The 19,261-nt window shown below is 53.0% G+C and carries 21 protein-coding genes; 9 read left to right on the top strand and 12 right to left on the bottom strand.

The annotated features are described in order from the left end of the window. Positions 1 to 15: 15 nt before the first annotated feature. The 6 genes from hscB to trmJ form a co-directional block, all read right to left on the bottom strand. Positions 16 to 531, bottom strand: coding sequence for a co-chaperone HscB (hscB, locus tag HGD79_RS22215; protein WP_000384413.1), 516 nt, complete (start codon positions 529 to 531; stop codon positions 16 to 18). Between the two features lie 95 nt (positions 532 to 626). Then, the gene (gene iscA, locus HGD79_RS22210; RefSeq protein ID WP_000028953.1) at positions 627 to 950 is read right to left on the bottom strand and encodes an iron-sulfur cluster assembly protein IscA; all 324 of its coding nucleotides are present in this window, start codon (positions 948 to 950) and stop codon (positions 627 to 629) included. 16 nt (positions 951 to 966) lie between these two features. After that, positions 967 to 1,353 carry a Fe-S cluster assembly scaffold IscU gene (iscU, locus tag HGD79_RS22205; protein WP_000331707.1) on the bottom strand — a complete coding sequence of 129 codons (387 nt, stop codon included), beginning with the start codon at positions 1,351 to 1,353 and terminating at the stop codon, positions 967 to 969. Positions 1,354 to 1,380: 27 nt separating this feature from the next. Further along, positions 1,381 to 2,595, bottom strand: coding sequence for a cysteine desulfurase (gene iscS, locus HGD79_RS22200; protein WP_021534450.1), 1,215 nt, complete (start codon positions 2,593 to 2,595; stop codon positions 1,381 to 1,383). 111 nt (positions 2,596 to 2,706) lie between these two features. Continuing rightward, complete coding sequence (iscR, locus tag HGD79_RS22195; protein ID WP_001241357.1) at positions 2,707 to 3,195, bottom strand: Fe-S cluster assembly transcriptional regulator IscR; 489 nt, start codon at positions 3,193 to 3,195, stop codon at positions 2,707 to 2,709. Between the two features lie 269 nt (positions 3,196 to 3,464). Continuing rightward, on the bottom strand, positions 3,465 to 4,205 hold the full coding sequence (gene trmJ / locus HGD79_RS22190) for a tRNA (cytosine(32)/uridine(32)-2'-O)-methyltransferase TrmJ (RefSeq protein ID WP_000940019.1): 741 nt from the start codon (positions 4,203 to 4,205) through the stop codon (positions 3,465 to 3,467). A 118-nt stretch (positions 4,206 to 4,323) separates the two neighbouring features. Here trmJ and suhB point away from each other — a divergent pair, with 118 nt between their 5' ends. From suhB to csiE, 3 genes are all read left to right on the top strand, one after another. Beyond that, positions 4,324 to 5,127, top strand: a complete 804-nt coding sequence (gene suhB, locus HGD79_RS22185; protein WP_000553451.1) for an inositol-1-monophosphatase — start codon at positions 4,324 to 4,326, stop codon at positions 5,125 to 5,127. Positions 5,128 to 5,271: 144 nt separating this feature from the next. Then, the gene (locus HGD79_RS22180) at positions 5,272 to 6,126 is read left to right on the top strand and encodes an alpha/beta hydrolase (RefSeq protein WP_001299515.1); all 855 of its coding nucleotides are present in this window, start codon (positions 5,272 to 5,274) and stop codon (positions 6,124 to 6,126) included. A 190-nt stretch (positions 6,127 to 6,316) separates the two neighbouring features. Then, positions 6,317 to 7,597 (top strand): stationary phase inducible protein CsiE, encoded by a 1,281-nt coding sequence (csiE, locus tag HGD79_RS22175; protein ID WP_000983012.1) that lies wholly within the window; start codon positions 6,317 to 6,319, stop codon positions 7,595 to 7,597. Here csiE and HGD79_RS22170 read toward each other — a convergent pair. Together HGD79_RS22170 and hcaR are read right to left on the bottom strand one after the other, a co-directional pair. Beyond that, positions 7,589 to 8,728, bottom strand: coding sequence for a 3-phenylpropionate MFS transporter (locus HGD79_RS22170; RefSeq protein WP_000244191.1), 1,140 nt, complete (start codon positions 8,726 to 8,728; stop codon positions 7,589 to 7,591). The two genes, csiE and HGD79_RS22170, sit on opposite strands and share 9 nt — an antisense overlap. A 159-nt stretch (positions 8,729 to 8,887) precedes the next feature. Then, positions 8,888 to 9,778 (bottom strand): DNA-binding transcriptional regulator HcaR, encoded by an 891-nt coding sequence (gene hcaR / locus HGD79_RS22165; RefSeq protein ID WP_000423257.1) that lies wholly within the window; start codon positions 9,776 to 9,778, stop codon positions 8,888 to 8,890. A gap of 135 nt (positions 9,779 to 9,913) precedes the next feature. On the opposite strand from hcaR, the gene hcaE reads away from it, so the two are divergent. The 6 genes from hcaE (at position 9,914) to HGD79_RS22135 (ending at position 14,650) form a co-directional block, all read left to right on the top strand. After that, complete coding sequence (gene hcaE / locus HGD79_RS22160; protein WP_025670371.1) at positions 9,914 to 11,275, top strand: 3-phenylpropionate/cinnamic acid dioxygenase subunit alpha; 1,362 nt, start codon at positions 9,914 to 9,916, stop codon at positions 11,273 to 11,275. Continuing rightward, a complete protein-coding gene (hcaF, locus tag HGD79_RS22155) occupies positions 11,272 to 11,790 on the top strand; it encodes a 3-phenylpropionate/cinnamic acid dioxygenase subunit beta (protein ID WP_001276072.1) in 519 nt (172 codons plus the stop codon). The genes hcaE and hcaF overlap by 4 nt, the downstream gene beginning before the upstream one ends. Then, the gene (locus HGD79_RS22150; RefSeq protein WP_001080102.1) at positions 11,790 to 12,110 is read left to right on the top strand and encodes a bifunctional 3-phenylpropionate/cinnamic acid dioxygenase ferredoxin subunit; all 321 of its coding nucleotides are present in this window, start codon (positions 11,790 to 11,792) and stop codon (positions 12,108 to 12,110) included. Before hcaF ends, HGD79_RS22150 begins: the two co-directional genes overlap by 1 nt. Next, positions 12,107 to 12,919 (top strand): 3-phenylpropionate-dihydrodiol/cinnamic acid-dihydrodiol dehydrogenase, encoded by an 813-nt coding sequence (hcaB, locus tag HGD79_RS22145; RefSeq protein WP_001281377.1) that lies wholly within the window; start codon positions 12,107 to 12,109, stop codon positions 12,917 to 12,919. Before HGD79_RS22150 ends, hcaB begins: the two co-directional genes overlap by 4 nt. A gap of 9 nt (positions 12,920 to 12,928) precedes the next feature. After that, positions 12,929 to 14,131 (top strand): phenylpropionate dioxygenase ferredoxin reductase subunit, encoded by a 1,203-nt coding sequence (gene hcaD / locus HGD79_RS22140; RefSeq protein ID WP_000660797.1) that lies wholly within the window; start codon positions 12,929 to 12,931, stop codon positions 14,129 to 14,131. Positions 14,132 to 14,227: 96 nt separating this feature from the next. After that, on the top strand, positions 14,228 to 14,650 hold the full coding sequence (locus HGD79_RS22135) for a DoxX family protein (RefSeq protein ID WP_001094726.1): 423 nt from the start codon (positions 14,228 to 14,230) through the stop codon (positions 14,648 to 14,650). 47 nt (positions 14,651 to 14,697) lie between these two features. Here the strand turns inward: HGD79_RS22135 and HGD79_RS22130 are convergent, their stop codons facing one another. Genes HGD79_RS22130 through HGD79_RS22115 form a run of 4 tightly spaced genes read right to left on the bottom strand, consistent with a single transcriptional unit; the run spans position 14,698 to position 19,243 of the window. Beyond that, complete coding sequence (locus HGD79_RS22130) at positions 14,698 to 15,570, bottom strand: aldose 1-epimerase (protein WP_000158547.1); 873 nt, start codon at positions 15,568 to 15,570, stop codon at positions 14,698 to 14,700. An 11-nt stretch (positions 15,571 to 15,581) separates the two neighbouring features. Further along, the gene (locus HGD79_RS22125) at positions 15,582 to 16,676 is read right to left on the bottom strand and encodes a zinc-binding dehydrogenase (RefSeq protein ID WP_000700800.1); all 1,095 of its coding nucleotides are present in this window, start codon (positions 16,674 to 16,676) and stop codon (positions 15,582 to 15,584) included. A gap of 32 nt (positions 16,677 to 16,708) precedes the next feature. Next, positions 16,709 to 17,707: an ABC transporter permease gene (locus HGD79_RS22120; RefSeq protein ID WP_063113626.1), complete on the bottom strand. Its 999-nt coding sequence runs from the start codon at positions 17,705 to 17,707 to the stop codon at positions 16,709 to 16,711. A 24-nt stretch (positions 17,708 to 17,731) separates the two neighbouring features. Then, positions 17,732 to 19,243 (bottom strand): sugar ABC transporter ATP-binding protein, encoded by a 1,512-nt coding sequence (locus HGD79_RS22115; protein ID WP_000493470.1) that lies wholly within the window; start codon positions 19,241 to 19,243, stop codon positions 17,732 to 17,734. Between the last annotated feature and the right edge of the window lie 18 nt (positions 19,244 to 19,261).

Here is a 19,261-nt window from a genome sequence, read left to right as displayed (position 1 = left end):
TTTAGCTTCCAGAAATTAAAAATCGAGCAGTTTTTCTTCGAGTTGTTCGGCACTGCTTCGCAGTTTATCGAGAAAACGCAGCTTACGCACGGTATCCGCCGCCGCGTCCCACGTCTCGTTGTCTAACTGTTCAACCATCAACTGATGGCGGGTATCAAACATCTTTTTCACACGTTTGATAAAGCTTTCCAGCCGCGCTTCATCTTTCGCCTGTTCGATCTCGTCCAGTTCTTCGCGCAGCTCCAGCTGTTCCATCAGGAACGCGGTGTCGCGCACAGTATGCTGCTCGCTGGCGAGATCAAAACCGTGCAAAGAAAGCAAATATTCCGCGCGCATTAACGGATGACGCAGCGTTTGCCAGGCCTGGTTAATGGTTGCAGATTGCTGTACGGCGGCGAGTTGTTCCGCCTGGCTTCCGCTGGCGAATTTATCAGGATGATACTGACGTTGTAGATCCTGAAAACGCAGGCTCAGCGCCTGGGTATCGAGTTGATAACGGGCAGGCAAGCCAAAGAGGGTGAAGTAATCCATAACATTCTCAGGGCTGCGATCCGCCGCGATAACGGCGAATCAGGTAAAACAAACCCCACGCGCAGGCGACCACGGTGGGGTTATCGGTATGCGCATCAAACGTGGAAGCTTTCGCCGCAACCACACTCATCTTTGACGTTCGGGTTGGTGAATTTAAACCCTTCGTTCAGGCCTTCTTTTACGAAGTCCAGCTGCGTACCGTCCAGAAATTGCAGGCTTTTGCCATCGACCACGACTTTCACGCCTTTGTCTTCAAACACGATGTCTTCCGGCGTCGGTTCGTCAACAAATTCCAGTACATAAGCCATACCTGAACATCCGGAGGTTCTCACGCCCAGACGCAGGCCAAACCCTTTGCCGCGGTTAGCCAGAAAGGTATTTACTCGCGCTGCTGCACTGTCGCTCAGTGTAATCGACATAACCAAACCTCAACTCTTATTTTGCTTCACGTTTGCTTTTATAGTCCGCAATGGCGGCTTTGATCGCGTCTTCTGCCAGAATAGAACAGTGAATTTTCACCGGCGGCAGTTCAAGTTCTTCAGCAATATCGGTATTTTTGATCGCCTGCGCTTCGTCGAGAGACTTCCCTTTCACCCATTCGGTGACCAGGGAGCTGGAAGCGATAGCAGAACCGCAGCCGTAAGTTTTAAAACGCGCGTCTTCAATGATACCTTCATCGTTGACTTTAATCTGCAACTTCATCACGTCGCCACAGGCCGGTGCCCCCACCATGCCGCTGCCGACGTTCTCGTCGTTGTTGTCAAAGGAACCCACGTTACGCGGATTCTCGTAATGGTCGATAACTTTTTCGCTGTAAGCCATTATAAATTCTCCTGATTCCGATACCGATTAATGATGAGCCCATTCGATGCTGTTCAGATCCACGCCCTGCTTGTACATTTCCCACAGCGGAGAAAGGTCACGCAGACGACCGATGGATTTACGAACTAACTCGATGGTGTAGTCGATCTCTTCTTCAGTAGTAAAACGACCTAAAGAGAAACGGATAGAGCTATGTGCCAGCTCGTCGTTCAGCCCCAGCGCGCGCAGCACGTAGGACGGTTCGAGGCTTGCTGACGTACAGGCGGAACCTGAAGAAACTGCGAGGTCTTTCAGCGCCATAATCAGCGACTCACCTTCAACGTAGTTGAAGCTGACGTTGAGAATGTTCGGCGCACCGTGTTCCAGGTCACCGTTCAGGTAAACTTCTTCGATATCTTTGATGCCGTTCCACAGACGGTTACGCAGGCCGCGCAGACGTTCCATCTCGGTCGCCATCTCTTCTTTTGCGATGCGATAGGCCTCGCCCATTCCGACGATCTGGTGAACAGGCAGAGTGCCGGAACGCATACCGCGCTCGTGACCGCCGCCGTGCATTTGCGCTTCGATGCGTACGCGCGGTTTACGACGTACATACAGCGCACCGATACCTTTCGGGCCATAGATTTTGTGACCGGAGAAAGACATCAGGTCAACTTTCAACTGGCTCAGGTCGATAGGCAGTTTACCCACGCTCTGGGTTGCATCAACGTGATAGATAATGCCACGAGCACGGCACATTTCGCCGATAGCCGCGATATCCTGCACCACGCCGACTTCGTTATTTACGTGCATGATGGAAACAAGGATGGTGTCGTCACGCATCGCTGCTTCAAGTTCTTTCAGGTCGATAATGCCGTTACGCTGCGGTGCCAGGTAGGTGACTTCAAAACCTTCGCGCTCCAGCTGACGGCAGGTATCCAGTACCGCTTTGTGTTCGGTTTTGCTGGTGATGATGTGCTTGCCTTTTTTCTGATAAAAGTTGGCTGCACCTTTGATCGCCAGGTTGTCAGATTCGGTTGCACCAGAGGTAAAGACGATTTCACGCGGATCAGCGCCGACCAGATCGGCAATCTGATTACGGGCGATATCTACCGCTTCTTCAGCCTGCCAGCCGAAACGGTGAGAACGAGAGGCCGGGTTACCAAAGGTTCCGTCCATCGTCATGAACTGCATCATTTTCTCGGCAACACGCGGGTCCACCGGCGTGGTTGCGGAGTAGTCGAGATAAATCGGTAATTTCATTGCTCTATAAACTCCGTACATCACTCAATGCAAGGAATCAGGCTACCGGCTGGATGTACGACCGTGTTTACGGAGTATTTAGCACTCCGGCCTGATTCTGAATTCTTTTTATTAAGCGCGTAACTTAACGTCGATCGCGTCTTGTGTGCGGGTGCGTGGCGCGTCGTGAGTATGCTGACGACCAGACACATCCAGCACTTCCTGGTTATTAACCAGTTCGCCTAAAGTAATGTTGTTGAGAAAACCGGTGAGACGGTCGCTCAAATCACGCCACAGCGCGTGGGTCAGGCATTTATCGCCGCCCTGGCAGCCGCCTTTACCCTGACAACGGGTGGCATCTACAGATTCGTCAACGGCGCTAATCACTTCGCCAACGGCGATGCTGCTGGCATCTTTGCCTAACAGATAACCACCGCCTGGTCCACGTACGCTGGAAACCAGACCATTTTTACGCAGACGGGAAAACAGTTGTTCCAGATAAGAAAGGGAAATTCCCTGACGTTCGGAAATATCAGCCAACGGTACCGGGCCCGCTTCAGAGTTGAGCGCAACGTCAAGCATTGCGGTCACGGCATAGCGCCCTTTAGATGTCAGTCTCATGTCTTACTTCACCTCAAACTCGCCCCTGCCCGGGGTTTTTTATTGTAAAAGTGGGGGTATTGCATAGCAGGGTCAAGTCTGACATTCCCGAGTAAATTGGTCAACTATTTACTTGACTGATTTAGTCGGGTATTTAACCTTCAGTGCCATTTTTTTATCGTGGCGTTTGTACCTGTTGTCGGATGCGGTGTGAACACCTTATCCGACCTACGGTTCTGTACATTGTAGGCCTGATAAGACGCGTTAAGCGTCGCATCAGGCAACTACTGTTATTCGGCCTTGTTACCTTTATTCTGCTGCTCAATAGAAGCCAGAATCCCGCGCAGGATATTCAATTCCTGGCTTTCCGGGCGCGCACGGGTAAACAGACGGCGCAATTTATTCATCACCTGCCCCGGATGGTTTTCACGGATAAAACCGGTGGCCAGCAGCGTTTGTTCCAGATGACCATAAAAACGCTCCAGATCATCGACCAGCGGATACGGCGTCTCTTCATGCTCGACCTGCTCGCCATTTTCCTGAGTCGCCAGCCAGGCCATACGCACTTCATAGGCAATAACCTGAACCGCCATCGCCAGGTTCAGCGAGCTGTATTCCGGGTTAGCCGCAATCGCGACATGATAATGGCATTTCTGCAACTCTTCATTGGTCAAGCCGACGCGCTCACGACCAAACACCAGCGCCACCGGGGTATTTGCCGCTTCAGCGACGCTTTTCAGACCGCATTCGCGCGGGTCGAGCATCGGCCACGGCAGCGTGCGGGAGCGTGCGCTGGTGCCCACCACCAGGCTACAACCGGCTAACGCTTCGTCGAGCGTATCGACGATGTGAGCATTACCAATCACATCGCTGGCCCCTGCTGCCAGGGCAATCGCCTGGGAGTCGGGTTTCACCAGTGGATTAACCAGCCACAGATTGGTTAATCCCATTGTTTTCATGGCACGGGCAACAGAACCCATATTGCCGGTGTGTGACGTCTCCACCAGCACAATTCGAATATTTTGCAGCATTGTCTTTCTTCATCTAAAGATTATTCACGCATCTTATCATAAAACGAAGACAGATGCCGATCTCGCTGCTATACTCTGCGCCGTTTTCCCGTTCTTTAACATCCAGTGAGAGAGACCGATGCATCCGATGCTGAACATCGCCGTGCGCGCAGCGCGCAAGGCGGGTAATTTAATTGCCAAAAACTATGAAACCCCGGACGCTGTAGAAGCGAGCCAGAAAGGCAGTAACGATTTCGTGACCAACGTAGATAAAGCTGCCGAAGCGGTGATTATCGACACGATTCGTAAATCTTACCCACAGCACACCATCATCACCGAAGAAAGCGGTGAACTTGAAGGTACTGATCAGGATGTTCAATGGGTTATTGATCCACTGGATGGCACTACCAACTTTATCAAACGTCTGCCGCACTTCGCGGTATCTATCGCCGTTCGTATCAAAGGCCGCACCGAAGTTGCTGTGGTATACGATCCTATGCGTAACGAACTGTTCACCGCCACTCGCGGTCAGGGCGCACAGCTGAACGGCTACCGTCTGCGCGGTAGCACCGCTCGCGATCTCGACGGTACCATTCTGGCGACCGGCTTCCCGTTCAAAGCAAAACAGTACGCCACTACCTACATCAACATCGTCGGCAAACTGTTCAACGAATGTGCAGACTTCCGTCGTACCGGTTCTGCGGCGCTGGATCTGGCTTACGTCGCTGCGGGTCGTGTTGACGGTTTCTTTGAAATCGGTCTGCGTCCGTGGGATTTCGCGGCAGGCGAGCTGCTGGTTCGTGAAGCGGGCGGCATCGTCAGCGACTTCACCGGTGGTCATAACTATATGCTGACCGGTAACATCGTTGCTGGTAACCCACGTGTTGTGAAAGCCATGCTGGCGAACATGCGTGACGAGTTAAGCGACGCTCTGAAGCGTTAATGACTCAGGCGGGTGATGTCACTCACCCGCCCTCGCCTTTCAGGCGCTATTCTGAAATACTTCCTCACCGCTTTACTTTCTTTCGTCACTCTCCCACCATCTTTCCCCGATTAATGGATGATAAAGAAGTCGCAAGGAAAGGTTATGGCACTGCCAGTGAACAAACGCGTTCCCAAAATTCTGTTTATTCTCTTTGTTGTTGCCTTCTGCGTTTATTTAGTGCCGCGCGTTGCCATCAACTTCTTCTATTATCCTGACGATAAAATTTACGGTCCCGACCCCTGGTCGGCGGAATCCGTCGAATTTACGGCTAAGGACGGTACTCGTCTGCAAGGCTGGTTTATTCCTTCTTCGACGGGCCCTGCTGACAACGCCATCGCAACCATCATTCATGCTCACGGCAATGCCGGAAATATGTCCGCCCACTGGCCGCTGGTCAGTTGGTTACCCGAGCGTAATTTCAACGTTTTTATGTTTGATTATCGCGGGTTTGGTAAATCAAAAGGCACGCCGTCCCAGGCCGGATTGCTGGACGATACGCAAAGCGCCATCAATGTGGTGCGCCATCGCAGTGATGTAAACCCACAACGGCTGGTGCTGTTCGGGCAGAGTATTGGCGGGGCGAATATTCTTGCTGTTATTGGTCAGGGTGATCGTGAAGGCATACGTGCGGTGATCCTCGACTCCACATTTGCCTCTTATGCAACCATCGCCAACCAGATGATCCCCGGCAGTGGCTACTTACTTGATGAGAGTTACAGCGGCGAAAATTATATCGCCAGCGTCAGCCCGATCCCGCTTTTACTCATTCACGGTAAAGCTGATCACGTTATCCCATGGCAGCACAGCGAAAAGTTGTATAGCCTGGCAAAAGAGCCAAAACGGTTGATCCTAATCCCGGATGGCGAACACATTGATGCTTTTTCCGATCGCCACGGCGATGTTTATCGCGAACAGATGGTGGACTTTATCCTTAGCGCGTTGAATCCGCAGAACTAACCCATGATCGCTAGCAAGATAATCATTCACAAAACCACCTTAAGACATGCTAATCCACTGGTCAGAACAGTTTAAGATGAGAAAAATTCTGTGACGCTTGCCAACATTTCTGATGATTAGCATTCCCTTCGTCATTTCCCTGAGCAAACTTTAGCTATTCTTATCAATTATGCTTATGGGAGATCTACAGATGATGCCTACGCTTGCTCCACCATCTGTCCTTTCGGCTCCCCAGCGCCGCTGCCAGATCTTGCTGACGCTCTTTCAGCCGGGGTTGACCGCCACCACGGCAACTTTCAGCGAGCTTAATGGTGTGGATGATGATATTGCCAGTCTTGATATCAGCGAAACAGGACAGGAGATCCTGCGCTATCATCAACTCACACTGACGGCTGGTTATGACGGTAGCTACCGGGTTGAAGGTACAGTGCTTAACCAACGTTTGTGTTTATTTCACTGGCTACGACGTGGTTTCCGTCTGTGTCCGTCATTTATTACCAGCCAATTCACCCCCGCCCTGAAGAGTGAACTGAAGCGGCGCGGAATTGCGCGTAACTTTTACGACGATACCAATCTACAAGCGTTAGTGAATCTCTGCTCCCGACGGCTGCAAAAACGCTTTGAATCGCGCGATATTCATTTCCTGTGTCTGTATCTGCAATATTGTTTGCTGCAGCACCACGCTGGAATTACGCCTCAGTTTAATCCGCTCCAACGTCGCTGGGCGGAATCCTGCCTTGAATTTCAGGTAGCGCAGGAAATTGGACGCCACTGGCAGCGTCGGGCGCTCCAGCCTGTACCACCTGATGAGCCACTGTTTATGGCACTACTTTTTTCCATGTTGCGGGTTCCCGATCCATTGCGGGATGCGCATCAGCGGGACAGACAATTGCGTCAGTCTATCAAACGTCTGGTAAACCATTTTCGTGAGCTGGGAAATGTTCGTTTTTATGATGAACAGGGGTTATGTGATCAGCTTTATACCCACCTCGCCCAGGCGTTAAATCGCAGTTTGTTTGCCATCGGTATTGATAATACCCTGCCGGAAGAGTTCGCCAGACTGTATCCACGCCTGGTGCGCACCACCCGCGCGGCGCTGGCCGGATTTGAAAGTGAATACGGCGTCCATCTTTCTGATGAGGAAAGTGGTCTGGTCGCGGTGATTTTCGGTGCCTGGCTAATGCAGGAAAACGATCTGCATGAAAAACAGATTATTCTACTGACCGGGAATGATAGCGAGCGAGAAGCGCAGATTGAGCAGCAGTTACGCGAACTAACGTTACTGCCGCTCAACATTAAGCATATGTCGGTAAAGGCATTTTTGCAGACAGGCGCTCCGCGAGGCGCGGCACTGATTATTGCTCCTTATACCATGCCGTTACCGCTCTTTTCACCACCGCTGATCTATACGGACCTGACACTGACAACACATCAACAGGAGCAGATCCGCAAAATGCTCGAATCAGCATGAGGGAACAACTTTCGGGCGCAAAAACATTGCCGGAAGCGCCACCAGCGCCATCACCCAGAACACGCCGTGGCCCAGATATTGATACAGGAAACCGGCGAAAACGGTCATGATAGCGATACTGCCGCCCATCGCGACGGCAGAGTAAACCGCCTGTAAACGGATGACTTCGCTACCCTGGCGAGCAGCAATATAACGCATGGCGGCCAGGTGGCAGACCGTGAAGGTGCCGCAATGCAGAATTTGCACCACTATCAACCACGGCAACGCCGTAGTTGCTCCCATAATGCCCCAGCGCACTACGCCGCAAATCGCCGAGATCAACAGCATATCGCGAGCACTACAACGGCGGAAAAGTTTATTACTCAGCGCAAAGATAATGACTTCCGCCACCACGCCCAGCGACCACAAATACCCCACCGCCGAGGCCGAGTAGCCAGCTGCCTGCCAGTAAATGGCGCTAAAACCGTAATAGGCCGCATGTGCCCCCTGCAATAAACAAACGCAGGCCAGAAAGCGCCAGTTCTGGCGAACCAGCGCCAACCACGCAGACCAACCGGTGCTCTCCTGCTGGCGGCTTGCCCCTTGTGGCTGAATCGTCGGACGGATGAGAAAGCCGAGCAGCATGGATGCCACGCCCAATGTTAACAGCGCGAGGATCACCTGATAATCAAACATAGTGACCAGTTTGCCCGTCAGCGCCGAGCCAATGACAAACGCCACCGAGCCCCACAGTCGCACTTTGCCGTAATCAAGCGGGAACTGCTTTTGCCACGTATTCGCCAGTGCATCGGTCAACGGTACCAGCGGTGAGAAAAAGAGGTTAAAGCCAATCATCACCAGCATCAGCCACGCTACGTGCGCCCCCGCCCAGAAGGCGACAGCAAAGAGAAGTGTCAGCAGTGCCAGCACGCGCAAGGCGGAAATCAGGCGGGAAGGATCGCTGACGCGGGGCGCGATGAGCAAACTCCCGAGAAAACGGGCAACCAGACCTGCCCCCAATAACAGGCCGATGGTTTCTGGCGTTAAACCAATCCCTTTAAGCCAGACGCTCCAGAAAGGTAGAAAAATGCCGTAACTAAAAAAGTATGTGAAATAGCCGAGCGCCAACCAGCGCGTGGATTGCAAAACCATGAGTCCCTCCCGTCAGGAGGCGTTAGTCTGGGGTTAATCGAATGTTGGTGCAAGTTGAAAAATAAGAATATTCGAGCCTGCTTCCCGATGTCTGTAACGCCAGTTCACAAGCACTAAAAAACTGAGATCCGCGACGCATGTTGCAAAAATAATGCGTAATTATGCCGTTACGCTTGCCAAACGTTCCTGCACAATGGCGATGAAATCGCGTAATGCCGGCTTCATCTCCCCTTTCTTCCACGCCATCAGTAAAGCAATGGAAGGCACATTTCCGGCAATGGGACGAAAAACAACCTGTCCGGTATTAAAATTATTCATATAACCGGGTATCAAAGTGACGCCCAGCCCCATGCCCACCAGATTCATGGTCACCAGAATATTCGTTGCCACCTGGACGATATTTGGCTGGCTGTTTTCTTGCGCAAACCACGCTTTAACGATCGGCGCAAGCGAACCGGAATACGCCGGATCGGTACTGACGAAATTCACGCCATCCAGTTGCGCGGCGGTGATCTCTTTTTCATGTGCTAAAGGGTGATCAACCGGTAACACAACCACTAATGGTTCGTCAAAAAGCTCCAGATAATCAATCTCCGGGCTATAAACAGGATGGCGCATTAAGCCGACGTCGAGTTCACCACGGCGAATTTTTTCCTCCTGTTGCGTGGTGATTAAACTCACCAGCTCAATCAAGGTGTCTGGCTGTCTGAGACGAAACATCGGTAATACTTTTGGCAGTAAATTCACTTCCGCCGATGGCACAAAGCCAATGGTTAATTGTCTGTCTTCCTGAACAATTTTCCGCGCCCGTAATTTGGCATTTTCCGCTTGTTCGAGGATTGCCAGCGCGTCCTGGAGAAAACATTCTCCCGCCGCCGTCAACGCGACTTTGCGCTTATCCCTCACCAGTAACGGAACACCGACACAGTTTTCAAGATCGCGGATCTGGCTGCTTAACGAAGGCTGTGAGGTATGCAGTTTTTCCGCCGCACGGGTAAAGTTCAGTGCCTGCGCCACTGCGACGAAATAGCGTAAATGCCGTAGTTCCATCACCTTCCCCTTGTTATCGAAAAAACGTCTCAGCTGGTAGAAATTAACTATTTCACATATTAGCAACCAACCAGCAACATCCTTATGGCACAAAAATAGAAGGTCAATACATCTTATCTTTCAGGATTAAAAAATATGACCACACCCTCAGATTTGAACATTTACCAACTGATTGACACCCAAAATGGTCGGATCACTCCGCGTATTTATACCGACCCAGATATTTACCAACTGGAGCTTGAGCGTATTTTCGGTCGTTGCTGGCTATTTCTCGCCCACGAAAGCCAGATCCCAAAACCCGGTGATTTCTTTAACACCTACATGGGAGAAGATGCGGTTGTCGTAGTGCGTCAGAAAGACGGCAGCATCAAGGCGTTTCTCAACCAATGCCGCCACCGGGCCATGCGTGTGAGTTATGCAGATTGCGGCAACACTCGCGCCTTTACCTGCCCGTATCACGGCTGGTCTTATGGCATTAACGGCGAGTTGATCGATGTACCGCTGGAACCTCGCGCCTACCCACAAGGGTTGTGTAAATCCCACTGGGGACTAAACGAAGTTCCTTGTGTGGAGAGTTATAAAGGGCTGATTTTTGGCAACTGGGATACCAGCGCACCGGGCCTGCGTGATTACCTGGGTGACATTGCCTGGTATCTGGATGGCATGCTGGATCGTCGCGAAGGCGGCACCGAAATTGTCGGCGGCGTACAAAAGTGGGTGATCAACTGTAACTGGAAATTCCCGGCAGAGCAGTTCGCCAGTGACCAGTATCATGCTCTGTTCAGCCATGCTTCTGCCGTTCAGGTATTAGGGGCGAAAGATGATGGCAGCGATAAGCGCCTCGGTGATGGACAAACCGCCCGCCCGGTGTGGGAAACCGCCAAAGATGCGCTGCAATTTGGTCAGGACGGTCACGGTAGCGGTTTCTTCTTTACTGAAAAACCGGATGCTAATGTCTGGGTCGATGGCGCAGTTTCAAGCTATTACCGCGAAACCTATGCCGAAGCAGAACAACGTTTAGGTGAAGTTCGCGCCCTGCGCCTGGCGGGTCATAACAATATATTCCCCACGCTTTCATGGCTAAACGGCACTGCCACACTCCGCGTCTGGCATCCGCGCGGCCCTGATCAAGTTGAAGTGTGGGCGTTCTGTATTACTGACAAAGCCGCCTCCGATGAAGTTAAAGCCGCTTTTGAAAACAGCGCCACTCGTGCTTTTGGTCCTGCTGGTTTTCTCGAGCAAGATGACTCGGAGAACTGGTGTGAAATCCAGAAATTGCTTAAAGGCCACCGCGCCCGCAACAGCAAACTGTGTCTGGAAATGGGGCTTGGTCAGGAAAAGCGCCGCGACGACGGCATTCCTGGCATTACTAACTATATCTTTTCAGAAACTGCCGCTCGTGGAATGTACCAACGCTGGGCCGATCTTCTGAGTAGCGAAAGCTGGCAGGAAGTGCTCGATAAAACCGCCGCTTACCAGCAGGAGGTGATGAAATGAGTGCGCAAGTTTCACTAGAGTTACATCACCGCATTAGCCAGTTTCTCTTTCACGAAGCCAGCTTACTGGACGACTGGAAATTTCGTGACTGGCTGGCGCAGCTCGACGAAGAGATTCGTTACACCATGCGCACCACAGTTAACGCGCAAACACGCGACCGCCGCAAAGGCGTCCAGCCACCGACAACCTGGATTTTTAATGACACCAAAGACCAGCTGGAGCGGCGAATCGCCCGTCTGGAAACGGGCATGGCCTGGGCAGAAGAGCCGCCGTCACGCACCCGTCACTTAATCAGCAACTGCCAGATAAGCGAAACCGACATCCCAAACGTATTTGCTGTGCGGGTAAATTATCTGCTTTATCGGGCACAAAAAGAGCGCGATGAAACATTCTATGTTGGAACGCGTTTCGACAAAGTTCGCCGTCTGGAAGATGACAACTGGCGCTTGCTGGAACGGGATATCGTCCTGGATCAAGCGGTAATCACTTCCCATAACCTGAGTGTACTGTTCTGATGAATCGAATTTATGCGTGTCCCGTTGCGGATGTGCCGGAGGGTGAGGCTCTCCGGATCGATACCTCGCCCGTCATCGCCCTGTTCAACGTTGGCGGCGAGTTTTATGCCATTAACGATCGTTGCAGCCATGGTAATGCGTCAATGTCAGAAGGGTATCTGGAAGATGACGCCACGGTGGAGTGCCCGCTACACGCCGCCAGTTTTTGCCTGAAAACGGGGAAAGCGTTATGCCTGCCCGCCACCGATCCGCTCACCACTTATCCAGTACACGTTGAAGGTGGTGACATTTTCATCGACTTACCGGAGGCGCAGCCATGAGCGATCTGCATAACGAGTCCATTTTTATTACCGGCGGCGGATCGGGATTAGGGCTGGCGCTGGTCGAGCGATTTATCGAAGAAGGCGCGCAGGTTGCCACGCTGGAACTGTCGGCGGCAAAAGTCGCCAGTCTGCGTCAGCGATTTGGCGAACATATTCTGGCGGTGGAAGGTAACGTGACCTGTTATGCCGATTATCAACGCGCGGTCGATCAGATCCTGACTCGTTCCGGCAAGCTGGATTGTTTTATCGGCAATGCGGGCATCTGGGATCACAATGCCTCACTGGTTAATACTCCCGCAGAGACGCTCGAAACCGGCTTCCACGAGCTATTTAACGTCAATGTTCTCGGTTACCTGCTGGGCGCAAAAGCCTGCGCTCCGGCGTTAATCGCCAGTGAAGGCAGCATGATTTTCACACTGTCAAATGCCGCCTGGTATCCTGGCGGCGGTGGCCCGCTGTACACCGCCAGTAAACATGCCGCAACCGGACTTATTCGCCAACTGGCTTATGAACTGGCACCGAAAGTGCGGGTGAATGGCGTCGGCCCGTGTGGTATGGCCAGCGACCTGCGCGGCCCACAGGCGCTCGGGCAAAGTGAAACCTCGATAATGCAGTCTCTGACGCCGGAGAAAATTGCCGCCATTTTACCGCTGCAATTTTTCCCGCAACCGGCGGATTTTACGGGGCCGTATGTGATGTTGGCATCGCGGCGCAATAATCGCGCATTAAGCGGTGTGATGATCAACGCTGATGCGGGTTTAGCGATTCGCGGCATTCGCCACGTAGCGGCTGGGCTGGATCTTTAAGGAAGCACGATGAAAGAAAAAACGATCATTATTGTCGGTGGCGGGCAAGCGGCGGCAATGGCTGCGGCCTCGCTACGCCAGCAAGGGTTCACCGGTGAGCTGCATCTGTTTTCCGATGAGCGACATCTTCCTTATGAACGACCTCCACTCTCGAAATCCATGTTGCTGGAAGATTCCCCGCAGTTACAGCAGGTGTTACCCGCTAACTGGTGGCAGGAAAACAATGTTCATCTGCATTCCGGTGTAACCATCAAAACGCTGGGTCGCGACACACGAGAGTTAGTGTTAACCAACGGCGAAAGCTGGCACTGGGATCAGCTTTTTATAGCAACCGGCGCGGCAGCTCGACCGCTGCCGTTGCTTGATGCACTGGGAGAACGCTGCTTTACCCTACGCCATGCCGGTGATGCCGCCAGACTGCGAGAAGTTCTGCAGCCCGAACGGTCAGTCGTGATTGTCGGTGCCGGAACTATTGGTCTGGAACTGGCTGCCAGCGCCACGCAGCGCAGATGTAAGGTGACAGTGATTGAACTGGCGGCAACCGTCATGGGCCGTAATGCACCACCGCCCGTGCAACGCTATCTTTTACAGCGCCACCAGCAGGCTGGTGTGCGCATTCTGCTCAATAATGCCATTGAACATGTGGTCGATGGTGAAAAAGTAGAACTGACGCTGCAAAGTGGGGAAACGCTTCAGGCTGATGTGGTGATTTACGGTATTGGTATCAGCGCCAACGAGCAACTGGCTCGCGAGGCCAACCTTGATACTGCCAATGGCATTGTCATTGATGAGGCTTGCCGCACCTGCGATCCCGCGATCTTTGCCGGTGGCGATGTGGCAATCACTCGTCTTGATAATGGTGCACTACACCGCTGCGAAAGCTGGGAAAACGCCAATAACCAGGCGCAAATTGCCGCTGCCGCAATGTTAGGGCTACCGCTACCGCTACTGCCGCCGCCGTGGTTCTGGAGCGATCAGTACAGTGATAACTTACAGTTTATTGGCGATATGCGTGGCGATGACTGGCTTTGTCGTGGCAACCCGGAAACTCAGAAGGCGATTTGGTTTAATCTGCAAAACGGCGTGCTTATCGGTGCGGTCACGCTGAATCAGGGGCGTGAGATTCGCCCAATTCGCAAATGGATCCAGAGCGGCAAAACGTTTGATGCGAAACTGCTGATAGATGAGAACATCGCGCTTAAATCACTGTAACCAGGATAATTAGCGAATATCTCAATGCCTGGGGCGTGGCGAGGTGCAAGAGTGTGTATTACGTTTAAATCACATTATCTTGCAAAGGGATTGGTTATGAACACACTACGTTATTTTGATTTTGGAGCTGCCCGCCCCGTTTTGTTATTAATTGCCCGTATCGCCGTGGTCTTAATTTTCATTATTTTTGGTTTTCCCAAAATGATGGGCTTTGACGGTACGGTCCAATATATGGCCTCGTTGGGCGCGCCGATGCCGATGCTGGCAGCGATTATTGCGGTAGTTATGGAAGTGCCCGCCGCGATATTAATCGTGCTTGGCTTTTTCACCCGTCCGCTGGCGGTGCTGTTTATTTTCTACACGCTGGGTACGGCGGTGATTGGTCACCATTACTGGGATATGACCGGCGATGCGGTTGGGCCAAATATGATTAATTTCTGGAAGAATGTCAGTATCGCTGGCGCATTCCTGCTGCTGGCAATTACCGGGCCGGGGGCAATTTCTCTCGATCGGCGTTAGGAAAGATGCCGGATGCGGCGTGAACGCCTTATCCGGCATTTAATAAATTACAGCCACTCTACCCGCAACGACATCTCTGAAGTTGTTGATTCCCCTGGTGCTAGCGCAATGAGATCACCCCCTTCCGGGCGATGATGATCATCCGGCGCATGGCTCATCGGTTCCAGACAGAAGAAATCAAACGCATATCCTTTATCAAACGCAGGGTCGGAAACAAAGATGAAATAACACGGTGCAGGTGGCGTCGTTTCCATGATGATGGCATAACCTTCCTGCGGCTGCTCGATGCGGGCCTGACCATTCCATCCGGCAAAACCATTGTTCACCCACTGGCGCGGCAACGGCGCGGGCTGGTTAAAATCCAGTTCCTGCGGTAGCTGCTCGCAAAACTCACCCGCCAGCCACTGCTCCCGCTCCAGCCAGTAACCGCTCGCCTGTGCCTGAATCCGCGTTTGCGGCGACAACGGAAAATAAGGATGCCAGCCGGTACCAAATGGCAGCGTCTCTGCCCCTTGATTGGTGACAGAGAGCGTCACCGTCAGCGTATCCGCCGTTAAATGAAACGCCTGACTTACCCGATAGTGATAGACACCGCTGCGATGTTCATACACCAGACACAAACTATCATCGCTGTGCGAGACACATTGCCACTCGCCCAGCCAGCCATCGCCGTGTAGATAGTGCGCATCCCACTCAACATTCGGTTGCAGTTGATACTCACGCCCCTGCCAGACAAAACGATTGCCGCTCACCCGGTTTGCAAATGGCACCAGCGGAAAACATGAGGCATCGGTTGCCACACCGCTTTTTTTACCAGGACGTAAGAGCGGCGTCGTATCGCGCCAGAAGCCTTCGATTACGCCGCCCTGGTCAGAAACGTCCAGCTTTAGCGACCCGTGGGATAAGGTATAGATGGTCATCCGCTAACTCCTTAATCCGGGAAGTTAATCACAACTTTCCCGCATTTGCCGCTCGCCATCAGCGCATAGGCATCACCTGCCTGTTCCAGCGAGAAGCGATGGGTAATGGCGTTACGCGGCCACAGCTTCCAGTCCGTCAGATCATGGGCGCATTTTTCCATATGGAACAGACTGGTCACCCAGGAGCCGATAATCCGCCGTTGATGGTGCATCAGATCGGCGCTGACCTCGAATTCCACTTTTCCGGTTTCACCAATGTAAACCACCCGTCCCCAGTCAGCGGTGGATTGCAGTGCCAGCAAGCGACCTGCGGCATTACCGGAACAATCGAGCGCAACATCCGCGCCACCGTGGGTGAGTTCGGCGATAATCTGCGGCAGACCTTCGGTGGTTGCTAAATAGCCGTGATCCATCACCCCTAACTGTTTTGCCATCGCCAGACGTTCCGGCAGCATATCAACGCCGATGATCCGTTTTGCACCGCGACCTTTCGCCAGCATCATCGCCATCATGCCGACCGGCCCCAGACCGACCACCAGCACTTTATCGCTGCCGGAAACTTCGCCGCGCAAAATCCCTTCATAGGCCGTGCCAACGCCGCAACTGATAAACGCACCATCTTCGTAGCTCAGCGCATCCGGCAGGAGGATCAGATCTTTTTCTTCCGCCAGCAGATATTCGGCATGACCGCCGTCACGCTGCCAGCCGTAAGCCGCTTTTCCTTTGCCAGTACAAGAGATAGGAAAGCCGCGGCGGCAGTTCGGGCAAAAACCACAGCCAGAAATGTGATACACCAGCACGCGATCACCCTCTTTAAAATGGCGACAGCCTTGCCCCATCGCCACAATCTGCCCGCACGGTTCATGACCGTTGATAAATCCCTGGTATAACGGTTTATCGGGTGCCGCCGCCGTGGCACGGTGTTGATGATAGATATAGTGGACATCGCTTCCGCAAATCCCGGAGGATTTCATTTTGATCAGTACCTGGTTAATCCCCGGCGTCGGCACCGCAACTTCCCGCAGATCGACGGTTGAATTTCCTGGTAAATAAGCTGCCAGCATCGTTTTCATAAATCCCTCATTAACAATACGATTAATTTTCATCCCTGCCGCACCCGCGCCAGGGGCGTTAAGGTTTAGCGTTTCGCTTTACTGCTTCGCTGGGTCAGCAAGATATTCGCCAGCACCGCCACCACGATGATGACGCCGCGTACCACCTGCTGGAAAAAGGAGTTAATACCGAGCAGCACCAGACCGTTACCGATTAGCGTAATCACCAGCACACCAAGCAATGTACCGAACAGGGAACCGCGACCGCCGGAAAGTGCCGTACCGCCGACCACGACCGCGGCGATGACGTCAAACTCCAGACCGTTTGCGGCACCTGCGTTACCAGAACCGAGGCGCGCCGCCAACAAAATGCCGGTCACCGCCGCTAATAATCCCGAAAGGGTAAAGATAAGAATGCGCACCCGACGAACGTTGATGCCGCACAACTGCGCCGCCGTAGCATTACCGCCAACGGCAAAAACCGAGCGCCCGAAGGCGGTTTTGCGGCTGATGAACACAAACAGCGCAAACAACACAATCATGATCAGCGCGGATACCGGCACACCGAGAAATTGTCCGCCCAGCCAGTCCAGCACCTCGTTTTCGTCAATCGGCACTGGCAGTGCGTTCGTCATAAACAGCCCCATTCCGCGCAGGGCGCTCCACAGCCCCAGTGTGGCAACGAAACTTGGTACGTTAAACACGCCGCGCAGCACCCCGGCGAGCGTTCCCATCAGCGCGCCTAACAGCAACACCAGCAGACACGCCACCGCCAGCGGAACTTCAAATTGCAGCAAAAATGCCAGGCACACCGAGACAAAAGCCACCATCGGCCCAACGCTGACATCAATTTCACCGGAGATAATAATCAGCGTCATCGCCCAGGCGGCAATCCCAATGATGGCGGCATCGCGCAGCACGTTCATCTGGTTATTCAATGAGATAAAGCCTGGCGCGTTCAGGGAGAAGACCAGATAAAGAATGGCAATCACCACCAGCAAACCGATCTCATTAATATGGCGACTGACAAATTGTTTGAGCGAGACGCTCTTGCCCTGCGGCAATGGTAATGACGAAGCAGACATCTTCAGGTTCCTCGGTAAAATTCATCAGTGCACAGACAGAATGGCGGACATCAGCTCATCCACATTGACCGGAGCGTGAAACTCCTGCGAGAACGTGCCGTGCTGTAATAACAGGATGCGGTCACAGACCAGCGGCAACTCCTCCACTTCACTGGAGATAAACACCACGCTTTTTCCTTCGGCAGCCAGCTCACGGACAATACGGTAAATCTGCTGTTTGGCTTCGATATCGACGCCGCGCGTTGGCTCGTCGAGCAACAAAATCTGGCTGGCGGCATAGACCCAACGACCGATCACCACTTTTTGCTGATTGCCGCCAGAAAGCGTGCCGATGGGCGTTTCGCTACTGGCGGCCTTGACCGTCATCCGCTGCATCACCTCTTCGGTCAGGCGGCGGATGGTGGACCATTGCAGTACGCCGTTGGCGCTGATTTTTTGCCGATTGGTCAGCACTGTATTTTCGTCAACGCCCAACCAGGGAATGATCCCCGCTTCTTTGCGGTTTTCTGGCGTATAGCCAATGCCGCGTTTCAGCATGTCGCCGTAATCGGGGCGCGTGATTTTCTCGCCGTTGATAACAATTTCGCCCTGTTCATACTCCTCCAGCCCAACAATCGCCTTCAGCAATTCACTGCGCCCTGCCCCCAGCAGGCCAGCAATGCCAAGCACTTCGCCGCGACGTAACGTAAAGCTGATATCCTCCAGCTTGGGCTTATGGCGTAATGCACGGACTTCCAGCACGGCCTGATCCACAATTTCCTGAGGGGCTACCGGCGCAATATCAACGTGATCGCGCCCGAGCATTAGCGACACAATATGATGCGTGGAGGTGTTTTCGAGCATCACATCGCCCGCCACCTGACCATCGCGCATAACGGTGGCACAGGAGGCAATGCGGCGGATTTCTTCCATCCGGTGGCTGACATAAATCACCGCCACGCCCAGTGCCGACATCTTTTTCACCGCACTGATCACCAGTTCAACTTCTGCACTGGCAAGCGAGCTGGTGGGTTCATCAAGAATGACCACGCGCGGCTCGCCCTTCATCACCCGTGCAATTTCCACCAGTTGCTTTTGCGCCGGGCTTAGCGTTGAAACAAGTTGTTCAGGACTAACGTCAACGCCCAGCGCCTGTAAGCAACGTTGGGCATCCTGCGCCATTTGCAGGTAATCAATCATGCCGTTGCGGCGAGGCCATTGACCAAGGCAGAGGTTTTCTGCCACCGTCAGCCCTTCCACCAGACTTAATTCCTGATAAACCGCACGAACCCCCAGTTCAGCGGCACGGCGAGTCAACGTAGCTTCGTCACCTTCCAGTCGCGTCTCGCCAATCCAGATATCACCGCTATCCGGGCGTTCGCTGCCGGTAAGCATTCGAATGAGAGTCGATTTGCCCGCGCCGTTTTTACCTAACAGCGCACGAACTTCGCCTTTATTGAGCGTGAAGTTAACGTTATCCAGCGCAACGACGCCGGGGTAACGCTTATTTCCTGCCACCACTTTTGCTACCGGGACTGCCTCTGTTGCCGTGAACATAGGGACCTCTGCGAATCA

The organism is Escherichia sp. SCLE84 (assembly GCF_012584495.1).
In the GTDB taxonomy this organism is placed as follows: Bacteria; Pseudomonadota; Gammaproteobacteria; order Enterobacterales; family Enterobacteriaceae; genus ECMA0423.
The sequence above is the reverse complement of the archived record's forward strand: the minus strand, read 5'-3'. Positions and strand labels throughout refer to the sequence as shown.